This window comes from Rhodospirillales bacterium (assembly GCA_016872535.1).
Lineage (GTDB): Bacteria > Pseudomonadota > Alphaproteobacteria > Rhodospirillales > 2-12-FULL-67-15 > 2-12-FULL-67-15.
The window spans coordinates 20499-34947 of sequence record VGZQ01000030.1 but is presented as its reverse complement, the minus strand read 5'-3'; the positions used below and the strand labels follow the sequence as shown (position 1 = coordinate 34947).

At 64.3% G+C, this 14449-nt stretch carries 15 protein-coding genes, 1 tRNA gene and 1 pseudogene; 14 read left to right on the top strand and 3 right to left on the bottom strand.

Going from position 1 to position 14449, the window contains the following annotated elements; genetic code table 11:
* Positions 1 to 90: transfer RNA gene (locus FJ311_07875), tRNA-Ser, on the bottom strand.
* Positions 91 to 549: 459 nt separating this feature from the next.
* On the opposite strand from FJ311_07875, the gene FJ311_07870 reads away from it, so the two are divergent.
* The 13 genes and pseudogenes from FJ311_07870 (at position 550) to FJ311_07810 (ending at position 11757) form a co-directional block, all read left to right on the top strand.
* Positions 550 to 861 (top strand): hypothetical protein, encoded by a 312-nt coding sequence (locus FJ311_07870; protein ID MBM3951356.1) that lies wholly within the window; start codon positions 550 to 552, stop codon positions 859 to 861.
* Positions 862 to 971: 110 nt separating this feature from the next.
* On the top strand, positions 972 to 1772 hold the full coding sequence (locus tag FJ311_07865) for a YdcF family protein (GenBank protein MBM3951355.1): 801 nt from the start codon (positions 972 to 974) through the stop codon (positions 1770 to 1772).
* A gap of 78 nt (positions 1773 to 1850) precedes the next feature.
* Positions 1851 to 2840: a lytic murein transglycosylase gene (locus tag FJ311_07860; protein ID MBM3951354.1), complete on the top strand. Its 990-nt coding sequence runs from the start codon at positions 1851 to 1853 to the stop codon at positions 2838 to 2840.
* Between the two features lie 74 nt (positions 2841 to 2914).
* Positions 2915 to 4018, top strand: coding sequence for a septal ring lytic transglycosylase RlpA family protein (locus FJ311_07855; GenBank protein MBM3951353.1), 1104 nt, complete (start codon positions 2915 to 2917; stop codon positions 4016 to 4018).
* Positions 4019 to 4093: 75 nt separating this feature from the next.
* Positions 4094 to 5254 carry a D-alanyl-D-alanine carboxypeptidase gene (locus FJ311_07850; protein ID MBM3951352.1) on the top strand — a complete coding sequence of 387 codons (1161 nt, stop codon included), beginning with the start codon at positions 4094 to 4096 and terminating at the stop codon, positions 5252 to 5254.
* A gap of 16 nt (positions 5255 to 5270) precedes the next feature.
* Positions 5271 to 5912: a dTMP kinase gene (locus tag FJ311_07845; protein ID MBM3951351.1), complete on the top strand. Its 642-nt coding sequence runs from the start codon at positions 5271 to 5273 to the stop codon at positions 5910 to 5912.
* A 109-nt stretch (positions 5913 to 6021) separates the two neighbouring features.
* Complete coding sequence (locus tag FJ311_07840) at positions 6022 to 7068, top strand: DNA polymerase III subunit delta' (protein MBM3951350.1); 1047 nt, start codon at positions 6022 to 6024, stop codon at positions 7066 to 7068.
* Positions 7069 to 7120: 52 nt separating this feature from the next.
* A complete protein-coding gene (locus FJ311_07835; GenBank protein MBM3951349.1) occupies positions 7121 to 7423 on the top strand; it encodes a type II toxin-antitoxin system prevent-host-death family antitoxin in 303 nt (100 codons plus the stop codon).
* A 10-nt stretch (positions 7424 to 7433) separates the two neighbouring features.
* Positions 7434 to 7853, top strand: coding sequence for a type II toxin-antitoxin system VapC family toxin (locus FJ311_07830; GenBank protein MBM3951348.1), 420 nt, complete (start codon positions 7434 to 7436; stop codon positions 7851 to 7853).
* A gap of 41 nt (positions 7854 to 7894) precedes the next feature.
* The gene (locus tag FJ311_07825) at positions 7895 to 8980 is read left to right on the top strand and encodes a DMT family transporter (GenBank protein MBM3951347.1); all 1086 of its coding nucleotides are present in this window, start codon (positions 7895 to 7897) and stop codon (positions 8978 to 8980) included.
* A 141-nt stretch (positions 8981 to 9121) separates the two neighbouring features.
* Positions 9122 to 10462 carry a hypothetical protein gene (locus FJ311_07820; GenBank protein ID MBM3951346.1) on the top strand — a complete coding sequence of 447 codons (1341 nt, stop codon included), beginning with the start codon at positions 9122 to 9124 and terminating at the stop codon, positions 10460 to 10462.
* Complete coding sequence (locus FJ311_07815; protein ID MBM3951345.1) at positions 10459 to 11526, top strand: DNA adenine methylase; 1068 nt, start codon at positions 10459 to 10461, stop codon at positions 11524 to 11526. Before FJ311_07820 ends, FJ311_07815 begins: the two co-directional genes overlap by 4 nt.
* A 102-nt stretch (positions 11527 to 11628) precedes the next feature.
* Positions 11629 to 11757 (top strand): annotated as a pseudogene (locus tag FJ311_07810) (EamA family transporter).
* 9 nt (positions 11758 to 11766) lie between these two features.
* Here FJ311_07810 and FJ311_07805 read toward each other — a convergent pair.
* Both FJ311_07805 and FJ311_07800 read right to left on the bottom strand, forming a co-directional pair.
* On the bottom strand, positions 11767 to 12042 hold the full coding sequence (locus FJ311_07805) for a type II toxin-antitoxin system RelE/ParE family toxin (protein ID MBM3951344.1): 276 nt from the start codon (positions 12040 to 12042) through the stop codon (positions 11767 to 11769).
* On the bottom strand, positions 12042 to 12299 hold the full coding sequence (locus FJ311_07800) for a ribbon-helix-helix protein, CopG family (protein MBM3951343.1): 258 nt from the start codon (positions 12297 to 12299) through the stop codon (positions 12042 to 12044). The genes FJ311_07805 and FJ311_07800 overlap by 1 nt, the downstream gene beginning before the upstream one ends.
* A gap of 466 nt (positions 12300 to 12765) precedes the next feature.
* Here FJ311_07800 and FJ311_07795 point away from each other — a divergent pair, with 466 nt between their 5' ends.
* The gene (locus FJ311_07795) at positions 12766 to 14412 is read left to right on the top strand and encodes a methionine--tRNA ligase (GenBank protein ID MBM3951342.1); all 1647 of its coding nucleotides are present in this window, start codon (positions 12766 to 12768) and stop codon (positions 14410 to 14412) included.
* Positions 14413 to 14449: the final 37 nt, after the last annotated feature.

Below are 14449 nucleotides of genomic sequence, written 5' to 3'. Positions count from 1 at the left end.
TGGAGGATGGGGTGGGATTCGAACCCACGAGACCCTTGCGGGTCTTCCGGTTTTCAAGACCGGTGCCTTAAACCGCTCGGCCACCCATCCGTATTGCCAAATTCGGGTAGTGCCTCGATTCGGTCCTCATGCTTCGACAGGCTCGGCATGAGGCCTTGAATATCCGCCTCTCCCTGAGCTTGTCGAAGGGTGAGGCCGTGAAGCTGAGGCACTACCCAAATTCGTCTGGGCGCGCGGCGTAGCACGCCTTGTCGCCGGTCGGCAACGCGGGGCGCGCGCGGGGGTGCCGCGACTCTGGGCTGGTATGGGGGCGGCCCGGAGAGGGGGCTCGGCTCACGGTAATATTCGTTAGCAAACCCTAATATTGTCGGAATGACACTCATAGGTAGTAACCCTTTTAATATCAATAGGTTAACAAAAAAGCGCATTTACCCGGTTGGGCGCCTCCCCAAGGACGGAAATATCCCCAATAAACAATGAATTTGGCTTGTAGACGCGGACAGTTTTGGTGTACTATCCGCTCGCTAGGAGTGTACTCGGCACAGAAGCGTGCAGGAGATATCGGTGTTAGAAAACACTGGTCATACGGAAACGAAGGTTCCGAATACTCTCGCCATCGTCGCGGCGCAGGCTGCGGTTGAGCAAGCGAAGAAGTATCAGGAGCAGATTCGCGAATCGGTTGAACGCGAACGCGCGGCTGAGCGCGCGCGTGCGCACGAGTCCGAGCGCACATCTCGCGAGGATGCCGTGCAAGTATCGATCAGCGACGGATCCGCTCCCGCTGCCGCCCCCGCACCCGCAGCCCAAGTCGACGCCGCTCCCCAGGCGAGCCGTGGAGCCGCCGTGGATCTGAACGCCTGACCGCCGCCGTCGCGACCCGATGCGATCGAGGAGCGAAACCGGCGAGGCCGGTTTTTTTGTTTGCGGAAAGGCTTCGCCGTTCCGGTTCCGGCGTTTAATCTCTCGCCCTGATGTTCTTCGAGTTGTCCAAGACCGCGGGCGCCTTTCTCTCCAATCCCGGCAATCTTTTTTTTCTCGTTCTGCTCGCGGGCGTCGTCCTGCTGTGGGTCGGCGCGCGGCGGATAGGGCGCGCCCTGGCGACGCTGGCGCTCCTGTTCGGCGTGTTGGTCGCCACGGTTCCGGCGGGACGCACGGCGCTGCTGGTCCTCGAAGACCGCTTTCCCGTGCCCGACCGGTTGCCGGCCAGGGTGGACGGCGTCGTGGTGCTGGGCGGGATGATCGATCCCTTCGTCACCCGCGCGCGCGGCCAGCTCGCGCTCGGCGGCGCGGTCGAGCGGCTGCTCGCGTTCGCCGAATTCGGGCGGCGCTATCCCGACGCCAAGCTGGTGTTCAGCGGCGGCTCCGGCGTGCTCGGCCGCCAGGACGCGACCGAGGCCGAGGCGCTCCGGCCCCATCTCGCCTGGTTCGGGCTCGATCCGGCCCGCGTCGTGTTCGAGGGCCGCTCGCGCAACACCCACGAGAACGCGACGCTCACCCGCGACCTGCTCCGGCCCGCCGCGGGCGAAAGCTGGGTGCTGATCACGTCCGCGTTCCACATGCCGCGCGCGGTCGGCGCCTTTCGCCGGGCGGGCTGGACCGTGATTCCCTATCCGGTCGATTACATGTACGAACCGAATCCGCCGATGACTTGGGGATTCGAATTCTTGAGCGGCTTTTCCAGCCTGCATCTCGCGCTGCACGAGTGGACCGGCCTTGCCGTCTATTGGCTGACCGGCCGCACCGATGCACTGTTGCCGGCACCCGCGCCGTAGGGCATGCGCCCGGCGTTGCCGCGGCGGCGCGCCTGTGGCACAAACAGCGCGAGTTGATTCAATCGTCGCGGAATCGAAATGAAAAAACGGCGGATGTGGTTGTGGGCGTGGTTTGGGGTTTTCGCGCTGGCGCTGGCGGCATCGCCCGCGGCCGCGGATCCCGCGCGCCCGCCGTTCGCCGAATGGCTTAACGGCTTGCGCGCGGATGCGCGCGCGGTCGGCATACGCGACGCCACCTTGGATCGCGCGCTCGCCGGAATCGAGCCGATACCGCGCGTGATCGAACTCGATCGCCGCCAGCCGGAATTCACCCTGACGTTCCAGGAATACATGGCGCGCGTGGTGCCGCCGGCGCGGATCGAAAAGGGCCGCCAGCGCCTCGGCGAAAACCGCGAACTGCTCCAGGCCATCGCCGCCAAGTACGGCGTACAGGCGCGCTTCCTGGTGGCGTTCTGGGGGGTGGAAACCGACTTCGGCCGGCAGACCGGCGGCTTTCCCGTGGTCGCCGCGCTCGCCACGCTCGCTTACGACGGCCGCCGCTCCGCCTACTTCCGCAAGGAGCTGATCCATGCCCTCGAGATTCTCGACGCGGGCCACGTCACGCCCGAGCGCATGATCGGCTCGTGGGCGGGCGCCATGGGCCAGACCCAGTTCATGCCGTCGTCGTTCCGCTCCTTCGCCGTCGACCACGACGGCGACGGGCGCATCGATCTGTGGAACAGCCGGTCCGACGTGTTCGCGTCGGCCGCCAACTACCTCAAGCGCTCGGGCTGGAAAGGGGACGAAACCTGGGGCCGCCCGGCGCGCCTGCCCGAGGGGTTCGACGCGCGCCTGATCGGCACCGGGGTGGTCAAAACGCTCGCCGAATGGAGCGCGCTCGGGGTCACGCGCGCCGACGGCAGCCCGTTGCCGGCGCGGCCGCTCAAGGCGTCCGTGATCCTGGCCGAAGGGACCAAGGGGCCCGCGTTCCTGGTCTACGACAACTACCGCACGATCCTGAAGTGGAACCGCTCGACCTTCTTCGCCATCGCCGTCGGCTCGCTCGCCGACCGCATCGGCGACGGCTGAGGCGGCTTATTCGTTCCGGTAAGCATTTCTTAGGTGTTTTCCTCCAATTCTCGGCCGTTCGCCGACGCGATAGGATTCCGCCCGTGCACCCCTGGGCCTTGCCGCGCTTTTTGACGTTGCTGACTCTCGCGCTCGCGCTTTCCGCCTGCGCCGAGACCAATTTCTTGCTGCACACGGCGAAGAAACTGCGCGACGGCCCGCCGGGCGGCGTCTACAAGGTGGGCGAGCCCTACCAGGTGAACGGCGTCTGGTACACGCCGGCGGTCGATTACACCTACGACGAAACCGGCATCGCGTCGTGGTATGGCGCCGACTTCCACGGCAAGCTCACCGCCAACGGCGAAACCTACGACATGAACGAGGTCACGGCGGCGCACAAGACGCTGCCGATGCCGAGCCTGGCGCGCGTCACCAATCTGGAAAACGGCCGCAGCCTGATCGTGCGGATCAACGATCGCGGCCCCTTCGTCGCCGGCCGGATCATCGACTTGTCGCGCCGCAGCGCCCAGCTGCTCGGCCTCGAGGGCAAGGGCACCGGCCGGGTGCGGGTGCAAATTCTCGCCGAGGAAAGCCGCGAGATCGCCGAACAAATGATCGCGCGCGGGGCGGTGGTCAACGCCCGCGCCCTGCCCAGGCCAGCCGACGTCAAGGACGGGACGCTGACCGTCGCGCAACTGCCCAAGGCCGGGGTGGCGAAAGAAGAACTGGCGCCGCCACCCGGCGCGCGGATCGCGCCAGAATCGAAAGACCCGGCGGCTCATTCCGCGCCGGATTCTTCCAATTGGCGGCCTGCGCCGCCGGGCGCGCGGATCGCGCCCGCGTCGCAGTCGGCTGCCCTGCAACCGACCGCGTCGCGCACCGTGACCGACGCGCCGCCGGCCGAAACGTCCGCGCCACGCAAGGCGGCCGCGGTTCAGGTCGGGGTCTTGACCCAGGGGGCCGCCCGCGTGACCAAGATATTCATCCAGGCCGGCGCCTTCGGCCATTTCGAAAACGCGCACAAGACCAGCGCCAAGCTCGCCGGCGTCGGGCCGGTCGCGGTCAGCCCGATCCTGGTCAACGGCAAGGACTTGTTCCGCGTCCGCATCGGCCCGATCGCCTCGGTCGAGGAGGCCGACCGTTATCTCGACAAGGTGATTCGCTCCGGCTATCCGGAAGCGCGCATCGTCGTCGACTGACGCGGAACGCAACCCGATCGGGATGCCGCCTTTGTCCCCTTGCCGAACGCGCGCGCCTTTGCCAAGGTTCGGATCATGATTTTCCGGCCGCATCGCGCCGCCGCTCTGGCCGCGCTCGTCGTCGTCGCCCTGGCAACGACACCGCCCGCGCGCGCGTTCGAAACCGTGGCGCGCGAGGCGATTCTGATGGATTTCGCCACCGGCCAGGTGTTGTTCGAAAAGGACGCCGACAAGCGCATTCCGCCCGCGTCCATGAGCAAGATCATGACCGCCTACCTGGTCTACAAGCGCCTCGCCGAGAACCGTATCGCACTCGATGACGCGCTGCCGGTTTCCGAAAACGCCTGGCGCAAGGGCGGGGCCAAAAGCGGCGGCTCGACCATGTTTCTCAATCCCGGCGAGCGGGTGAAGGTCGCCGATCTGCTGCGCAGCGTGGTGGTGCAGTCGGGCAACGACGCCTGCATCGTGCTGGCCGAAGGCCTCGCGCGCAACGAGCGCGCCTTCGCCGACGAAATGACCGCGCTCGGCCGCGAACTCGGGCTCAAGGGATCGCAATTCACCAACACCACCGGCTGGCCGGACCCGGACCATTACATGACCGCGCGCGACCTGGCGGTTCTGTCGGCGCGCCTGATCCGCGATTTTCCCGAGCACTACAAGGTCTACGCCGAACGCGAGTTCGCCTACAACGGCATCAAGCAGGGCAACCGCAATCCGCTGCTCTACAAGGACATCGGCGTCGACGGCGTCAAGACCGGCCACACCGAGGAATCGGGCTACAGCCTGACCGCGTCGGCGACGCGCGGCGATCGCCGCCTGATTCTGGTGGTCACCGGCATGAAGTCGATGAACGAACGCTCGCGCGAATCCGAACGCCTGCTCGAATGGGGCTTCCGCGAATTCAACAACTACGCTCTGTTCAAGGCGGGCGAACAGGTCGCCGACGCCGAAGTCTGGCTCGGCGAGAAGGCCAAGGTGCCGCTGGTGATTGGCGAGAACGTGACCCTGACGCTGCCGCGCGCCCAACGCCGCGACATGAAGGTGAAAGTCTCCTACGACGGGCCGATCCCGGCGCCGATCGTCAAGGGCCAGCGGCTCGCCACCCTGACCGTCGCGCTGCCCGACCGCCAGCCGCTCGAAATTCCCCTGGCGGCGGGGGAAGCGGTCGAACGCCTCGGCCTGGTCGGCCGGCTCAAGGCGGCGTTCCGCCACATCGTGTGGGGCGAAACGGGCTAAGCGCCCCATGCCGCCGATGACGCCCGGCAAACTCATCACCTTCGAAGGCGGCGAGGGCGCGGGCAAGTCGACGCAGGTCGCGTGCCTCGCCGAACGGCTCCGCGCCTGCGGCATCGATCCGGTGACGACGCGCGAGCCGGGCGGCTCGCCGGGCGCCGAGGCGATCCGCGCGCTGCTGGTCCAGGGCGATCCCGGCCGCTGGACGCCGACGACCGAAGCACTTCTTCATTACGCCGCCCGGCTCGATCATCTGGAACGCACCATTCGGCCGGCGCTTGGCCAGGGGCGTTGGGTGATCTCCGATCGGTTCGCCGATTCGACCATGGCCTACCAGGGCTACGGCCATCGCCTGGGGCGCGAGGCGATCGCGAGCCTGCACCGGTTGCTGCTCGGCGACTTCGCGCCCGATCTGACGGTGATCTTCGACATTCCGGTGGACGTCGGCCTCGGCCGGGTCGGTGTGCGTTACGGGAATAGCCATGAAAACCGCTACGAGCGCATGGACGGCGGCTTTCACGAGCGGATGCGGCAAGGGTTTCTCGAGATCGCGCGCGCCGAGTCCGCGCGCTGTGTGGTGGTGGACGCGAACCGCGACGCGGAGGCCGTGGCCGCCGACGTCTGGCGGGCGGTCGAAACCCGGCTGCTGGGGAAGGGGTAAATCATGATTCGTTCAATCGAAATCGTCACCCCGGGCAAGCCGCATCGCGGCGCGACCCGGGGTCCATCTTTGGCGAAACCTGGATTCCCGCTTGCGCGGGAATGACACAATGGGCTCTTCCGACAGCGATTCGATCCCGCCGCCCCGCGCCAATCCCGACCTGGTCGGGCACGGCGCGGCCGAGGCGCTGTTGAAAGAGGCGTTTGCGCGCGGCCGGCTTGCGCACGCCTGGTTGATCGCCGGCCCGCGCGGCGTCGGCAAGGCGACGCTCGCCTATCGCTTCGCGCGCTACGTTCTTTCCCAAGGCAAGCTTCCGGCAATGGCGGAACCGTCCTTATTCGGCGCCACCGCAACCAAACCGACGGGAGAAGGGCTTTATCTCGATCCCGCCGATCCGGTGTTTCGCCGCGTCGCCGCCGGCGGGCACGCCGATTTTCTCGCCGTCGAGCCCGCGTTCGACGACAAGAAAGGCGCGCGCCGCACCGAAATCGTGGTCGAGGACGTGCGCGGCGTCGGCGCGTTCCTGGCGCTGACCCCGGCCGAAGGCGGCTGGCGGGTGGTGGTGGTCGACAGCGCCGACGACATGAACCGCAACGCCGCCAATGCCATCCTGAAGGTGCTGGAGGAACCGCCCGCGCGCGCTTTGCTGCTGCTGGTGAGTCACAATCCGGGCGCGCTCTTGCCGACCATCCGTTCGCGCTGCCGGCGGCTTTCCTTGCGCGCGCTCGCCGAGGCCGACGCCGCCCGGGTGATCGGCGGGCTGGCGCCGTCGCTCGGCCGGGACGAAGCGCTCGAACTGGCCCGTCTCGCCCAGGGCAGCCCCGGTCGCGCGCTCGAACTCGCCTCCGAGGACGGGCTTGCCTTGCAGCGGGAACTGGGCGGCCTGTTGGACGCGCTGCCCGATCTCGACGGGATCGCGCTGCACCGTTTCGGCGACAAGGTGGCCAAATCCGGCGCCGAGGCCGCGTTCCGCATCGCAACCGACATTCTGTGCCGACGCCTCGACGGCTTCGCCGTCGGCGATCCCGGCCGCTGGCTCGCGACCCGCGACCGCGTCGTCGAAATGCTGGCGCGGGTCGAGCCGCTCAACCTCGATCGCAAGGCGGCCATGATGGATGCGGTGTTCCAGGCGCAAGCGGCGGCGCGCGCGCCTTGATCAAAGGTCGGAGCCGCTTGCCGCTCCGTCATGACATAGCTATAATAGCCATATGCAAAAGGCCACCATAGCTGAGCTGAAGAACAAGTTGAGCGCTTACTTGCGCAAGGTGCGCGCCGGCGACACTGTGCTGGTGCTCGACCGCAAGCGGCCGATCGCCCGCATCGAGCGGATAGGGCCGCACGACCGCCCGCGCGAACGATCGACGCGCGAACGATTGGCCCGGCTTGAAGCCGCTGGGTTGATCGCGCGGCCCGCGGCGGCGCTGCCGTTGAAGGCACTGCGCGCGCCGCCGCCGCGTGCGCGCCGTGGGGTGCTCAAGGCGCTGCTCGACGAGCGCGCCCAAGGCCGCTGACGGCGCGGTCATGAAATTCTGGGATTCGTCGGCGATCATACCGCTCTTGGTGCGCGAGCCATCCCGCGCGCGCCTTCTGAAGCTGCTTGCATCCGACGGGGCGATGGTCGCGTGGTGGGGCAGCGCGGTCGAGTGCGCCTCGGCGCTGGCGCGGCGCGAGCGAGAAGGGCATATGGATTCCGATCGGGCGAACGAGGCGCTCGCGCGGCTCGCCGCCCTGGAGCGCGCCTGGGTGGAAGTGAACCCTTCACGCCCATTGCGCGATCTTGCCCGGCGCTTGGTCCGCACCCATGACCTGCAGGCGGCGGATTCCCTGCAGCTCGCGGCGGCCCTGACGGCTTCGGAATTCGAGCCACGCGGCTTCGGCTTCGTCGTTCTCGACGAACGCCTAGCGCGGGCCGCCCGGCGCGAAGGCTTCGCAGTGATGTGATGAACGCCGCCGACCGAGATCCGATGACCCCGCCCCGGCATTTGTGGTGGCCGGGCGTTCCGCTCGCGCTCGCCTCCGCCGCCCTGTTCGGGGCGAGCACGCCGTTCGCCAAGCGCCTGCTTGGCGACATGGATCCGTGGCTGCTGGCGGCGATGCTGTACCTCGGCGCCGGGATCGGCTTGTGGACCGTCCGGCGCTGGGCGCGGGTGCTCGGCGATCCCGCGCCCGAGGCACCGCTACGCATGGCCGATCTGCCGTGGCTCGCGGCCGTCATCCTGTTCGGCGGGATGGCGGGGCCGCTGCTGTTGATGTTCGGCCTCGCCCGCATGGGGGCTTCCGGCGCGGCGCTGTTGCTCAATCTCGAAGGCCTCGCCACCATGGCGATCGCCTGGCTGGTGTTCCGCGAAAACGTCGACCGGCGCCTGCTCTTGGGCGCGCTCGCCATTCTCGCGGGCGCGGCGCTGCTGGTGTGGGAGGGCGATGGCGTCGCCCTTGATCTCGGCGCTTTGTTGGTCGCCGGGGCCTGCCTTGCCTGGGGCATCGACAACAACCTGACACGGAAACTGTCGGCGGCCGATCCGGTGCAGATCGCCATGATCAAGGGGCTGGCGGCGGGCGGCGTCAATTTCGCGCTCGCCTGGGGCTGGCGGCAGGTGGAACCGCCGCCGGTCGAAACGTGGCTGGAAGCCGGCCTGGTCGGCCTGTTCGGCTACGGGATCAGCGTCGCGCTGTTCGTGGCGGCGTTGCGCCATCTCGGCGTCGCGCGGGCGAGCGCCTATTTCTCGCTCGCGCCCTTCGTCGGCGCCGTGCTGGCGCTGGTGATCCTCGACGAGCCGCTCACGCTCAAGCTGCTCGCGGCGGGCGCGCTGATGGCGCTCGGCCTTTATTTCCACCTCGCCGAGCGCCACGAGCACGAACACGTCCACGAAGCGATGGAGCACGAGCACCGCCATACGCACGACGAGCATCACCGCCACGCGCACGACCCCGGCGCGCCGCCGAGCGAGCCCCACAGCCACCGCCACCGGCACGAACGGCTGGTCCACCGCCACGCCCATTACCCGGACCTGCACCACCGGCATGGGCACGGAGAGGGGGGAGAGGGGCATGGGGAAGGGAAAAGATAAATTTCATATTTATCCGGATGACACCACATGCCCCACCTGTGTGCCGTTCCGGATCGCCATAGTACGTCCGTAGGACCGCCCTCCTTTACCCAATCCGGGGCGCCCGGTAAAGTTGCCGCCAGCAACCGAGGGAGGAGGTCAATGGCGAGTAAGCCGCTGGACATCGATGAGTTATTGCTTGATCTGCAAAACCCACGGATCAGCAAGGCGAGCAGCCAGCGCGAAGCGCTCCAGAAGATCATCGAAGATCAGGATGTGAAGCTAGTCGTCCTCGCGGAAAGCATCGTGACAGACGGCCTCAATCCTATGGATCGCTGGCTCGTTCTGAAATCAGCTGACGAGCGCGGGAAGTACATCGTCCTGGAGGGCAATCGCCGTCTCGCGACGATTCGATTGCTTCACAACCCGGCCCTGATGAATGACCTTGAAGTGCGTGCTCCGGTCAAGAAGCGTCTTGAAGATTTGGCGAAGCAATTCGCCGTTAAGAGTATTGAACCGATAGATTGTTTCGAGATCGATGATCGCGCTGATGCCGCCACGTGGCTCACGCAGCGCCACACCGGAGAGAATCAGGGTAGTGGGATTGTGAATTGGGGCGGTATGGCGACCGCGCGGTTCCGTGGTCGCGATCCGGCCCTTCAGGCGCTCGACCTCGTGACCACGTATGGTTCGCTGAGTGACGAAGAAAAGGGTGCAATTGAGTCCTGGTTTCCGATCTCGACCCTGGATCGACTTCTATCGACGCCCGCAGTGCGCGCCAAGTTTGGCGTCGATATTGCCGATTCGAAATTGAAAACCGATTTGTCCGCAGCCGAAGTGATCAAACCGCTACGCCGTGTCGTCCTTGAGCTTGCCACCGAAGCGGTGAACGTCAGCCAGCTAAAGAGCAAGGAGCAAATGGTGGCATATGTCACCAAATTAGGCAAAGACTTGCCTAATCTCGCCAAGAGAACCGGCAAAATGAAGCCGGTTGATGAATTGGGTGAGCGCGACTTTAAACCGGTGCCAAAGCCGAAGCCGAGACCTAAGCCTGCTCCGGTTCGCAAGACACTGATCCCGCGCGACTGCTATCTCACGGTCACGAACGCCAAGATCGCGGAGATCACAAAAGAATTGCGTACGCTGCTTCTTTCGGAATACCCGCACTCGATTTCTGTCCTGTTTCGCGTTTTCCTCGAACAGTCGGTGGATCATCATCTTACTGCGGCAGGGATTCCACTCACGGTGACGATGGGTAGGCGCCAGCAGGACAAGAATCTTCGGCAAAAAGTCAGCGAGGCTATCGCCGAGATGGTGAAAAAGGGTGTGCCGAAAAAGAATCTCGATGGCGTTAGCAAGGGGATCAACGACAAACATAGCCCACTATTTACGGGCACCTTACATAACTATGTTCACAACCGCTTCTATTCGCCGCAGGAACGCGAACTCAAAGTTGCTTGGGACAATGCGCAACTTTTTTTCGAACACATTTGGCACCCATGACGCGAACCGAGCCATCGCAGCCGCGCCGACTCATCCACTACACGCCCCTCCGATATCCCGGAGGCAAAGGTAAGCTCGCGGGGTACGTCAAAGAACTCATCAAGGAAAACGACCTTTTAGATGGCGAATACGTCGAAGCATATGCAGGTGGTGCCGCAATTGGTCTCGAACTCCTGTTTCATGATTACGTTTCGCGTATTCATATAAACGATCTTAGCCGGCCGGTTTATGCATTTTGGCATAGCGTCCTCAACAAAACAGATGAGCTCTGTAAACTGATCCGAGACATACCTCTCACGCTAAAATCCTGGGACAAGCAAAAGCGCATTTTTGGACATCAGCGCGACCACGATAATCTTGAGCTTGGATTTGCGACGTTCTTTCTCAATAGGACGAATCGATCTGGCATCTTGAACGGAGGCGTCATTGGTGGTCGGAGACAAACGGGCGAGTGGGGAATTAACGCTCGGTTTAATCGAACGGAATTGGTCTACAGGATTGAATCAATCGCGAAGATGAAGCGGCGCATCAATCTCACCAGGATGGATGCGCTGAAGTTCTTGAAGGCGAAAGTTGCTGATTGGCCAGCAAAGACATTGATCTATCTTGATCCCCCCTATTACATACAGGGCCGGAATCTTTACTACGACTTCTATCAGCACAAAGACCACGCGGATGTTTCGGAGTTTGTTCTTGGCAAACTCGTTCGGCAGCGGTGGATCGTGTCGTATGACAACGCGCACGCGATTCGCGAGATGTACAAGGGCTGCCAGAGATTGACATATAGCCTTGGCTATAGTGCGCGGGATACACGCGAGGGCTCCGAAGTGATATTTTTTAGCGATTCACTTCGCGTATGCCCACTTACGGGTCCATTCAAGTTGATCCGAGGCCGTTATATGAAGAAAAAGGAAGACGAACTATGCAGTCCAGAAGAAGTGCAGCGGCGATTTGAGGCTGCATTACGCGGTGCGCGGAGTGTTGGCCCTAAACCGAAGCTCGCGGCGCCGCAGCGAAAGAAAGCCGCCGCATGGCAGAGAAAGTCAGCGCTTCGATCCAAATAACTTTTTTCGAAGCCACAACATTCTCGCGGCCTTGCGGCGGAAGTCAGGCGCTACTAGGTTGACGATACCTGAGGCGCTTGCCAGATGTGTTTGCAATGTCACGAGCCCCACAGCCACCGCCACCGGCACGAACGGCTGGTCCACCGCCACGCCCATTACCCGGACCTGCACCACCGGCATGGGCACGGGGAGGGGCAGGGTCGGGACGAGGGCGGGGTCGATCAGACCTGACCGAACGTCCTACCGCTCCTCGCGCGTATGCCAGACCCTGAGGACGAAAATCGTCGCGTCCCGGACCTCGTAACGAATTTCGTAAGGCCCGGCGAGGATGCGCCGCACCTCCCTGGGTGCGAATTCTTCCAATTTCTCGCCAAGGCGCGGATGCGCGAGCAGAGTCTCCGGCGCGGAGACGAGCGCTTGCACGAGACGTGCCGCCGCCCGCCGATCGGCCGGGGCGAGGAATTCATAGAGTCGCGCGAGGTCGGCGAGCGCCGCCTGCGTCCACTTCAATTCCATCAGCGGGGCGGCAGCGGTTTATCGGAATCGAGACTTTCCGCCCATGCCCGCGCGGCGCGATGGTCGGCGACGCGGCCCGCGTCCACGTCGGCGAGCGCTTCGAGGGTGAGGCGGCGGCGCTCTTCTTCCTGGTCGATCCAGGCGGCGAGCGCCTGCTTCACGATCCAGGCCCGCGAGCGTTCCAGGCGCGCGGCCATCTGGTCGACTTTGTTCGCGAGCTCGATTGGTACATGGGCGGTCAGGACCTTGCTATCCATTGATCAGCCTCGGTTGAATCATATTTAATCAAAAAGATTAAGAATGATAATAAACGATTAAAACCAAATCAATGCATGCCTGTTAAAGACTAATTTCCGTAATTTCAGAAAAATATTGACTTAATACATATAATAGGATATATAGCCTATCAACTCGCTAAAATTAACGCAACCGGGACCGGTGACAAGGTCTGGGGCGCCCCACAACGAGCGCGGCGTTTCCCCGCGCGAAGACATGCGATGGATATAGCGACGGATGGCGACAAATGATGAGATTTGACGACAAAAACGATTTCTCGGACGCGGGTTTGCGGGCGAATCAACGAGTTGGTTCCGATTCGCTTGCGCGAATCCCGTCCGAATACCGTCCCGATCCGGGCTTTTGTCGCGCAGGGATCGCATCGGCGCGCGACAAGCGCGCGACGAATGCTTTATGGTCCGGGCCCGCGATAAGGAACCGCAGACGATGACCGCGCGCACGTTCTACGTCACGACTCCGATCTATTACGTCAACGACGTGCCCCACATCGGGCACGCCTACACGTCGCTCGCGTGCGACGTGCTCGCGCGCTTCAAGCGCCTCGACGGCTTCGACGTGCGCTTCCTCACCGGCACCGACGAGCACGGCCAAAAGGTGGAGAAATCCGCCCGCGACGCGGGGATGGAGCCGAAACCCTTCACCGACAAGGTGTCGGAGAACTTCCGCGCCCTTTGCCGGGCCATGAACTTTTCCAACGACGATTTCATCCGCACCACCGAGGCGCGGCACCTCCGTTCCTGTCAGGCGCTGTGGGAGAAACTGAAGGCCAACGGCCACGTCTATCTCGGCGCCTACAAGGGCTGGTACGCGGTGCGGGACGAGGCGTTCTACGACGAAAGCGAGCTGACGGCGAGCCCGGACGGGAAGAAACTTGCTCCCTCCGGCGCGCCGGTCGAATGGGTGGAGGAGCCGAGCTATTTCTTCCGGCTCTCCGCCTGGCAAAAGCCGTTGCTCGATTTCTACGAGGCTAATCCGGGCTTCATCCTGCCGCTCAGTCGCCGCAACGAGGTGGTGAGCTTCGTCAAGTCCGGGCTGCAGGATCTGTCCGTTTCGCGCACCTCGTTTCGCTGGGGCATTCCGGTGCCGGGCGATCCCGCGCACATCATGTACGTGTGGCTCGACGCGCTGACCAACTACATCACCGCCGTCGGCTATCCCGATTTCGCCGGCGATCCGCTCGGGCGCTATTGGCCCGCCGATCTGCACATGGTCGGCAAGGATATCCTTCGCTTTCACGCGGTTTTTTGGCCGGCGTTTCTGATGGCCGCCGACGTCAGGCCGCCGAAGCGCGTGTTCGCCCACGGCTGGTGGACCAACGAGGGCCAAAAGATTTCCAAGTCGGTCGGCAACGTCATCGATCCGTTCAGGCTGATCGAGGAATTCGGCCTCGATCCGGTGCGTTATTTCCTGCTGCGCGAGGTGCCGTTCGGCAACGACGGCGATTTTTCGCGCAAAGCCATGATCAACCGCATGAACGGCGAGCTCGCCAACGACTACGGCAACCTGGCCCAGCGGGTTCTTTCGATGATCGGCAAGAACTGCGCCGGCCAGGTGCCGGAGCCAAGCGGCGGGCTTGCGCGCGCCGAGCGCACGAAAGAAGACCATGCCTTGCTCGAAGCGGGCGAGGGGCTTCTGGTGAAACTCCGCGCGGCGATGGACGTCCAGGCGTTCCACGAGGCGATCGAGGCGCTTTGGGTGGTGATCCGCGCCGCCAACGCCTATGTGGATCATCAGGCGCCGTGGAAGCTGGCCAAGGAAGATCCGGCGCGGATGGGAACCGTTCTCTACGTGCTCGCGGAAACCGTGCGCAAGCTCGCGATCCTGACCCAGCCCCTGATGCCGGAATCCTCGGGCAGGCTTCTCGACCAGCTCGCGGTGCCGGCGGAGGCGCGCGCGTTCGATGCCCTCGCGCCCGGGCGCGAACTCAAGCCGGGAACGGCTCTGCCTGCGCCGCAAGGGGTGTTCCCGCGCTTCATATTGGATGCGGGAGGCATCCCTTCCGCCGAGGCCTTCGGCCGGCCGACGGTGACGTCAGCCCCCTTTAAGGGGCCGGGCGGGAAGGGGAAGTCATGACCGCGATTACTGCGGCCCTCCTCCCCCTAACCCCCTC

What these genes read in the sequence shown, in the direction of transcription:
- FJ311_07865 (MBM3951355.1), top strand. Translation starts at nt 972, where the DNA reads ATGTTCTTCGAGTTGTCCAAGACCGCGGGCGCCTTTCTCTCCAATCCC.
- FJ311_07860 (MBM3951354.1), top strand. Translation starts at nt 1,851, where the DNA reads ATGAAAAAACGGCGGATGTGGTTGTGGGCGTGGTTTGGGGTTTTCGCG.
- FJ311_07850 (MBM3951352.1), top strand. Translation starts at nt 4,094, where the DNA reads ATGATTTTCCGGCCGCATCGCGCCGCCGCTCTGGCCGCGCTCGTCGTC.
- FJ311_07845 (MBM3951351.1), top strand. Translation starts at nt 5,271, where the DNA reads ATGACGCCCGGCAAACTCATCACCTTCGAAGGCGGCGAGGGCGCGGGC.
- FJ311_07840 (MBM3951350.1), top strand. Translation starts at nt 6,022, where the DNA reads ATGGGCTCTTCCGACAGCGATTCGATCCCGCCGCCCCGCGCCAATCCC.
- FJ311_07835 (MBM3951349.1), top strand. Translation starts at nt 7,121, where the DNA reads ATGCAAAAGGCCACCATAGCTGAGCTGAAGAACAAGTTGAGCGCTTAC.
- FJ311_07830 (MBM3951348.1), top strand. Translation starts at nt 7,434, where the DNA reads ATGAAATTCTGGGATTCGTCGGCGATCATACCGCTCTTGGTGCGCGAG.
- FJ311_07820 (MBM3951346.1), top strand. Translation starts at nt 9,122, where the DNA reads ATGGCGAGTAAGCCGCTGGACATCGATGAGTTATTGCTTGATCTGCAA.
- FJ311_07815 (MBM3951345.1), top strand. Translation starts at nt 10,459, where the DNA reads ATGACGCGAACCGAGCCATCGCAGCCGCGCCGACTCATCCACTACACG.
- FJ311_07805 (MBM3951344.1), bottom strand. Translation starts at nt 12,042, where the DNA reads ATGGAATTGAAGTGGACGCAGGCGGCGCTCGCCGACCTCGCGCGACTC.
- FJ311_07800 (MBM3951343.1), bottom strand. Translation starts at nt 12,299, where the DNA reads ATGGATAGCAAGGTCCTGACCGCCCATGTACCAATCGAGCTCGCGAAC.
- FJ311_07795 (MBM3951342.1), top strand. Translation starts at nt 12,766, where the DNA reads ATGACCGCGCGCACGTTCTACGTCACGACTCCGATCTATTACGTCAAC.